Annotated in this window: 6 protein-coding genes and 1 pseudogene; 3 read left to right on the forward strand and 4 right to left on the reverse strand. The window is 60.6% G+C overall.

Translation table 11 applies throughout. The annotated features are described in order from the left end of the window. Positions 1 to 62: 62 nt before the first annotated feature. From ACF8K2_RS17225 to ACF8K2_RS17240, 4 genes and pseudogenes are all read right to left on the reverse strand, one after another. A pseudogene (locus ACF8K2_RS17225) lies at positions 63 to 622 on the reverse strand (phage baseplate assembly protein V). Then, complete coding sequence (locus ACF8K2_RS17230; RefSeq protein ID WP_312152068.1) at positions 619 to 1,116, reverse strand: hypothetical protein; 498 nt, start codon at positions 1,114 to 1,116, stop codon at positions 619 to 621. The pseudogene ACF8K2_RS17225 and the gene ACF8K2_RS17230 overlap by 4 nt, the downstream one beginning before the upstream one ends. 11 nt (positions 1,117 to 1,127) lie before the next feature. Then, entirely contained in the window at positions 1,128 to 1,466 is a 339-nt protein-coding gene (locus ACF8K2_RS17235) for a phage holin family protein (protein ID WP_186555404.1), read from the reverse strand. A gap of 463 nt (positions 1,467 to 1,929) precedes the next feature. Beyond that, positions 1,930 to 2,676: an XRE family transcriptional regulator gene (locus tag ACF8K2_RS17240; RefSeq protein ID WP_186555405.1), complete on the reverse strand. Its 747-nt coding sequence runs from the start codon at positions 2,674 to 2,676 to the stop codon at positions 1,930 to 1,932. Between the two features lie 187 nt (positions 2,677 to 2,863). Here ACF8K2_RS17240 and ACF8K2_RS17245 point away from each other — a divergent pair, with 187 nt between their 5' ends. The 3 genes from ACF8K2_RS17245 to fdxA all read left to right on the forward strand — a co-directional run bounded on the left by ACF8K2_RS17245 (position 2,864) and on the right by fdxA (position 6,154). Beyond that, a complete protein-coding gene (locus ACF8K2_RS17245; RefSeq protein ID WP_186555406.1) occupies positions 2,864 to 3,004 on the forward strand; it encodes a hypothetical protein in 141 nt (46 codons plus the stop codon). 111 nt (positions 3,005 to 3,115) lie between these two features. Then, positions 3,116 to 5,689, forward strand: a complete 2,574-nt coding sequence (mutS, locus tag ACF8K2_RS17250; RefSeq protein ID WP_392466301.1) for a DNA mismatch repair protein MutS — start codon at positions 3,116 to 3,118, stop codon at positions 5,687 to 5,689. 141 nt (positions 5,690 to 5,830) lie between these two features. Further along, positions 5,831 to 6,154 carry a ferredoxin FdxA gene (gene fdxA / locus ACF8K2_RS17255; RefSeq protein ID WP_186555408.1) on the forward strand — a complete coding sequence of 108 codons (324 nt, stop codon included), beginning with the start codon at positions 5,831 to 5,833 and terminating at the stop codon, positions 6,152 to 6,154. Positions 6,155 to 7,068: the final 914 nt, after the last annotated feature.

The following is a 7,068-nucleotide window of genomic DNA, read 5'->3' on the forward strand; positions in this document are numbered from 1 at the left end:
CATGCTGATGGAGTTTCATAGTTGCCTCCTGATATGAAAAAGCCCGCAGCAGCGGGCTTTGTTCAATGTTTGTGATTGGCCGTATTCCCGGCCGTATCGATGATCCGGCCGCCGCCGTGGATATCGCCGCTAACCTGCAGCGGGCCGTTGATCGCGACGCTACCGGTGAGGGTGATGGCTGCGGCATCGAGCGTGATGGCGCCATCGCTGACCTGTACGGTGCTGGCGCCGACTGTGACCGTGGCGTTACCACTGGCAGGTGGATGTCGTAGCGACGCGCTTGCCAGTCATAGGCCAGCGAGCCGCCATCGTCGAAATACCACGCCGCGACGTGATCGCGGTTATCCGGCGCGCTGCCGGCATTGCCATACAGGCCTGGCACGAAGGTACCCTGGGCCGGCTCCCCGCTGGGGCTGACCAGTACGCCCTGCTCGCCCAGGCTCGGCGCCCGCCAATGCCGAGCCTTGCCGGCGGCGAGGGAATGCCAGCGCAGCCAAGCGCTGGTCCAGCCACTGCCGTCGGCAACCCGCACTCGCGCTGCCGCCAGGTCGACCGCTACTACCCGGCATGGGATCAGCAAGCTGGCAAGCATGCGATCGTGCATGGCACTGGCGTAACTCATGCCAGGTCCTCCGGGGCGAAATAGCGGCTCTGATTACCAGGCCCGGTATCTGGATCGATGCCCAGCAGCAAGCTACCTGCGGGTTGATCCGGCCAGGGCCATTGGGGCTCGCCGAGCAGCACCGGCTGATCCCAGCGCACTTTCCAATCGCCCGCTTCGAACTGTGCTTGCACATTGCGGCTGGCTTCGACGAAATCCAGCCCCCAGAACTGTTGGCGCAACAGGTCCATCAATTGCGCCGCCAGCAGGCTGCCTTGCAGGCGAGCCTCAGGGTTGAGGGTGTCGGCGGTAATGTCAGCCTCGAAACTGGCGATCAGCACCGAGCGTCCATCGCGCGGCGCAGCGTCAGCTGTCATGCGCACGATGCCATGGCGCAGCGCCGGCAAAGCGGGGGTATTGCCTAGGGTTGAATGTGCATCGACTGACGCCAGCTCGGGCATCGCCTCACGGATCGTGGCGGTCAACGCCGCATATAAAGTGGTCAATTCGCTCATGCCATGCGCTCCTACCGCTCGTCCGTGGGGGATGCGTCGCGCAGCCCAAGTCGCTTCGCTGCCCAGCGCTCGTAAAGGCCGATGGCGACATCGGCGCCAGCCATGGCGGTCAAGCAGCCAAAGGCGCTAGCCGTCCAGATCGACATGCCGGTGGCATACAGCAGCATCACGGTGGATACCCCACATACCATGCATGCCCCAGAGCGCAGCGCCAGCCGCCGCACCAGCGACCAGCCGCGGGCGCCAGCTTTGTCGGCGCGCCACATTTCGCCAGAAATACCCCCCAGCAATGCCAGGACGATTACCAGCCAGAGCGGCATCTCCAGCAACGCTTGTTGCTCGTTCGTCACTGTCCTGTCTCCTGTGTGATGCCCGCCGGCAACTGCCGGCGGATCGATTACCGTTGATCGCGGCATTCCAAAAAGCCCGGCCCGCCAGGCTTTTCAGTAATGCGTTGGCAAACCGCCGGCCACGACTGGTGACGCCGCACGGTTACGCTTCAAATTGGTGACTCCGACCGCGGCCGCCTGCCCGCCGGATAACTGTTCGTGGTGCTTTACGCTGCACACCCGGGCCAGTTGCCAACCCTCTGAACAGTTGAGGCCTGTTCATCGCTGCCTGTGTAACAACCGGTTGCTGACCGGCTTGAGACACAGGTTATGCATTGATGCATATGCAGTCAATGCATTTCTTCAAATTTCTATGCATTGGAATTTGCTGATATGCATCCAAGCTATGCGCCGCGCAGGTTGTAGGAGTTTTCACAAGACGAAAAAAAACCCGCCGAGGCGGGTTTTCTGTCGAGCAGGTTATTTAGCGGGCGTACATACCCCACCAGAACACATGGCCGAGCAGGCTGATCTGCTCCTCCTGCATTTGCTGGAAGCTGTAGTCTTCGTCGGGATGCTCATCGCGGTTGAAGCTGCGCAGCCGAATCCCGGTGGGCAGGCGGTAGACCTGCTTCACCCGCAGTTGGCCGTTATGGTTGATGGCATAAAGGTCGCCGTCGACGATGTCACCGATTGAGCACTTGCCAGTATTGACCCCCACCGTGGCGCCATCGCGAAGCACTGGCAGCATGCTGTTGCCGCGCACTGTCACGCACTTGGCATTATCGAACTGCACGCCGTTGTGGCGTAGGCTGCGCTTGCCGAAACGCAGGCGCGCGCGCTCGCTTTCCTCGATGACGAATCTTCCTGATCCTGCTGCCAATTCGACCTCACGAAGAAAAGGTACCGACACCTCGTCATCCTCGACGGGGGTTTCATCGTCCCACAGGCTGATGTCACTGAGCTCGGCATGCCCATGGGCCGGTTGCGCCGCTTCACGCGACTCGCCCAGCTCGACACGGCCACGCAACTGATCGGTGCTCACGCCAAAATACTCGGCGATCCTCGACACGTGCTTGTCCGAAGGATCGACGATCTTCTCGCTGAGGATCCGCGACAGGGTGGATTGGGGAACGCCCGTGCGCCGGTACAGCTCCGTCGGGGACAGGCCGTGGCGGTCGAGCAAGGTTCTGAGTACGGAGGCTACGTTGCGTTTTTGCATAACATGCATAATGCAGCCAGCGCAATTGAAATGCAATCGATGCTGATGGGCAAAAAACTTGCATCCCTCCCTCGCCACTCGCTAACGTCGCGTCCGAGCTGAAACGCAGACAGGAGCGCCCGCGTTGAACATGCATAAAGTGCATAGATGGCTAGGAACCGCCATCAAATTGATTCTGGTTACCCTGGTGTGCTGGATGATCAGCCCACAAGTTTTCGATGACTACTCATCGAACCATCCACGTCGGGTATTCAGCCCGGGATTCATCATGCTGTGCACGCTAGTGGTGGTGTTCGAACTGCTCCTGCTCCAGCACCTCTATGGCCATCGCAGCTAATCATTGCCTGCGCAGATTTGCCCTATCCCAACCTCCTGCAGCGCTGGAAAAAAGCCTGTACCATTGCCGGTTTGAAAATCGCCAACCGAATCACCCGCTGTAAGGCCCCGAATGTCTGATCTCTCCGCACACACACCGATGATGCAGCAGTACTGGAAGCTGAAGAATCAGCATCCGGACCAGCTGATGTTCTACCGCATGGGCGATTTCTACGAGATCTTCTACGAAGACGCGAAGAAAGCCGCCAAACTGCTGGACATCACCCTGACCGCACGCGGTCAGTCGGCCGGCCAGTCGATCCCGATGTGCGGGATTCCATTCCATTCGGCGGAAGGTTACCTGGCCAAGCTGGTCAAGCTCGGCGAGTCGGTGGTGATCTGCGAGCAGATCGGCGATCCGGCTACCAGCAAAGGCCCAGTCGAGCGTCAGGTAGTGCGCATCATCACCCCGGGTACGGTGAGTGACGAAGCGCTGCTCGACGAGCGCCGCGACAACCTGATCGCTGCCTTGCTCGGTGACGAGCGACTGTTCGGCCTGGCGGTGCTGGACATCACCAGCGGCAACTTCACCGTGCAGGAGATCAAAGGCTGGGAAAACCTGCTGGCCGAACTTGAGCGGATCAACCCGGTCGAGCTGCTGATCCCCGATGACTGGCCGCGCGATCTGCCGGCCGAGAAGCGCCCAGGCTGCCGCCGTCGTGCACCGTGGGACTTCGACCGTGATTCGGCACGTAAAAGCCTCTGCCAGCAGTTCGCGACCAAGGACCTCAAAGGCTTTGGCTGCGACAAGCTGACCCTGGCCATTGGCGCGGCTGGCTGCCTGCTGAGCTACGCCAAGGAAACCCAGCGCACCACCCTGCCCCATCTGCGCAGCCTGCGCCACGAGCGCATGGACGACACGGTCGTGCTCGACGGTGCCAGCCGGCGTAACCTGGAACTGGACATCAACCTGGCCGGTGGTCGCGACAACACCCTGCAGTCGGTCATCGACCGCTGCCAGACCGCCATGGCCAGCCGTTTACTGAGCCGCTGGCTGAACCGCCCGCTACGCGACCTGAAAGTGCTGCAGGCGCGTCAGGATTCGATCCGTTGCCTGCTCGATGGCTACCGCTACGAGAAACTGCAGCCGCAGCTCAAGGAAATCGGTGACCTGGAACGGATCCTCGCCCGGATCGGCCTACGCAACGCACGTCCTCGTGACCTTGCCCGCCTGCGCGATGCCCTTGGCGCGTTGCCCGAGCTGCAAAACGCCATGGCAGAGTTGGAGGCGCCGCACCTGGCCCGCCTGGCCGCGATCACTGGCACCTACCCGGAACTTGCCAGCCTGCTGGAACGAGCGATCGTCGACAATCCGCCAGCGGTGATCCGTGACGGTGGCGTGCTCAAGACCGGCTACGACAGCGAGCTTGATGAGCTGTTGGCCATGAGCGAGAACGCCGGCCAGTTCCTGATCGACCTGGAAGCACGTGAGAAAGCCCGCACGGGCCTGGCCAACCTCAAGGTCGGCTACAACCGCGTGCACGGCTACTTCATCGAACTGCCGACCAAGCAGGCCGAGCAAGCCCCTGGGGACTACATTCGCCGCCAGACCCTCAAGGGCGCCGAGCGCTTCATCACCCCAGAGCTCAAAGCGTTTGAAGACAAGGCACTGTCGGCCAAGAGCCGTGCCCTGGCGCGCGAGAAGATGCTCTACGACGCGCTGATGGAAACCCTGATCGGCCACCTGGCGCCGTTGCAGGACAGCGCCGCGGCACTGGCCGAGCTGGACGTCTTGAGCAACCTGGCCGAGCGCGCCCTGACCCTGGACCTGAACTGCCCAAGCTTCGTCGACGAGCCATGCCTGCGCATCGAGCAAGGCCGCCACCCGGTGGTCGAGCAAGTCTTGACCACCCCGTTCGTGGCCAACGACCTGGGCCTGGACAATGGCACGCGGATGCTGATCATCACCGGCCCGAACATGGGCGGTAAATCGACCTACATGCGTCAGACCGCGCTGATCGTGCTGATGGCGCACATCGGCAGCTTCGTCCCGGCGGCGCGCTGCGAGCTGTCGCTGGTCGATCGCATCTTCACCCGTATCGGCTCCAGCGACGACCTGGCCGGCGGGCGCTCGACGTTCATGGTCGAAATGAGCGAAACCGCCAACATTCTGCATAACGCCACCGACCGCAGCCTGGTGCTGATGGATGAAGTCGGTCGCGGCACCAGTACCTTCGATGGCCTGTCGCTGGCCTGGGCCGCTGCCGAGCGCCTGGCGCAGCTGCGTGCCTATACGCTGTTCGCCACGCACTACTTCGAGCTGACCGTACTGCCGGAGAATGAGCCGCTGGTGGCCAACGTGCACCTGAACGCCACTGAGCACAATGAGCGCATCGTGTTCCTGCACCATGTGCTGCCTGGCCCTGCCAGCCAGAGTTACGGCCTGGCCGTGGCGCAGCTGGCCGGTGTCCCGGCGCCAGTGATCCAGCGTGCCCGCGAGCACCTGGGCCGCCTGGAAACGACCAGCCTGCCGCATGAGGCGCCGGTGACCAAGGCTGCCAAGGGCGAGCCGCAAGCGCCGCACCAAAGCGATCTGTTCGCCAGCCTGCCTCACCCAGCCATCGAGAAGCTGGGCAAGCTCGACCTGGACGACATGACGCCGCGCCAAGCTATCGAAATGCTATATCAACTGAAGAACCTGTTATAACGGCCGCCTGCGCAAGCTGGTAGAATCCCGCGCGGTTTGCTGGTGCTGCAGGTTATTAGCCTGGCCTGCAGCCACATACCTGTGAACCGCGCTGCCCTGCAAGGAAGGGCACGCTGCCGTTGCCTGAGGAGAAAATTAGAAATGACCTTCGTCGTCACCGACAACTGCATCAAGTGCAAGTACACCGACTGTGTTGAAGTCTGTCCGGTGGACTGCTTCTATGAAGGCCCGAACTTCCTGGTCATCCACCCGGACGAGTGCATCGACTGTGCACTGTGCGAGCCTGAGTGCCCGGCTCAAGCCATTTTCTCGGAAGACGAAGTGCCTGCGGGCATGGAGAACTTCATCGAGATCAACGCCGAGCTGGCGGAGATCTGGCCGAACATCACCGAGAAGAAAGACGCGCTGCCGGATGCTGAAGAGTGGGATGGCAAGACCGGTAAGATTGCTGATCTGGAACGCTGATACGCTTGGCGTTTCGGTTCAAGGAAGGTGGCCTTAGGGTCGCCTTTTTTATTGCCTGGGATTTGATCAGCAACGAAAACGCCCAAGGCTGAGCTTGGGCGTTTTCTGGAAGCTGGGTGAGGATTGCTCTGGCACTGAACGGCAGGCAAAAAAAAGGGGCGGTTTGACCCGCCCACATTTTTTCCGTAGTCCCTGTTTGTCCCAAACATCGTCCTGATGAATCGCTTTCCTGCGATGTCCTTGGCCTTCTTCCTGAGGGCCTGCGCCTGTCCGTCGGCACAGTTCGAATACTAGCGATTTCATTTTGGGAGACAAGCGCTGCGGCTTTCAAAACGTTACTACGGAAACACTTCTTCATATTTAATAAATCGTTAACTTTCAATTGGTTAAGAAACGGATAGGTTTGAAAACGACAATAATTTACTGATCCGTAGGTCGATGACTTACAGCATGTGTGAGCAATTTCTTACACGGGATGCAACTGGGGTAGCAGTCGACACATTCCTTTACTTGCAAATGGGGATGCTTTGGGGGCTTTGGGCTTTGGTATTGCGGGCTTATCCATTCTTGGTGGCGATGCCACTGGCCCCTTCCGCCTTTACGGCGGCTTACTTTTCTCTTGGGAAAAGTAAGCAAAACCGCTCGCTCCTGCATACGGCCCTACGCTGCGCTTCGGGTTCCCTCACTCCGGGCTTGCTCCCGTGAGGACCGCGCTGTACGGCCCCTCCTGGGCCGCAGCGCTTGACGGCCATCCATGGCCGTCACCTCACTCCGCAAACCCTCCGCTCGGCCTCCTGACGTCGCGAATCTGTAGCGTCTGAACCTGCGCGCACTAAGATCAAAAGCAGGCGAATCGCTACGCTCTCGCAGAAACCAAAACCAAAGCCAAAGCCAAAGCCAAAGCCAAAGCCAAA

Source organism: Pseudomonas sp. xss_2, assembly GCF_043104195.1.
In the GTDB taxonomy this organism is placed as follows: Bacteria; Pseudomonadota; Gammaproteobacteria; order Pseudomonadales; family Pseudomonadaceae; genus Aquipseudomonas; species Aquipseudomonas urmiensis.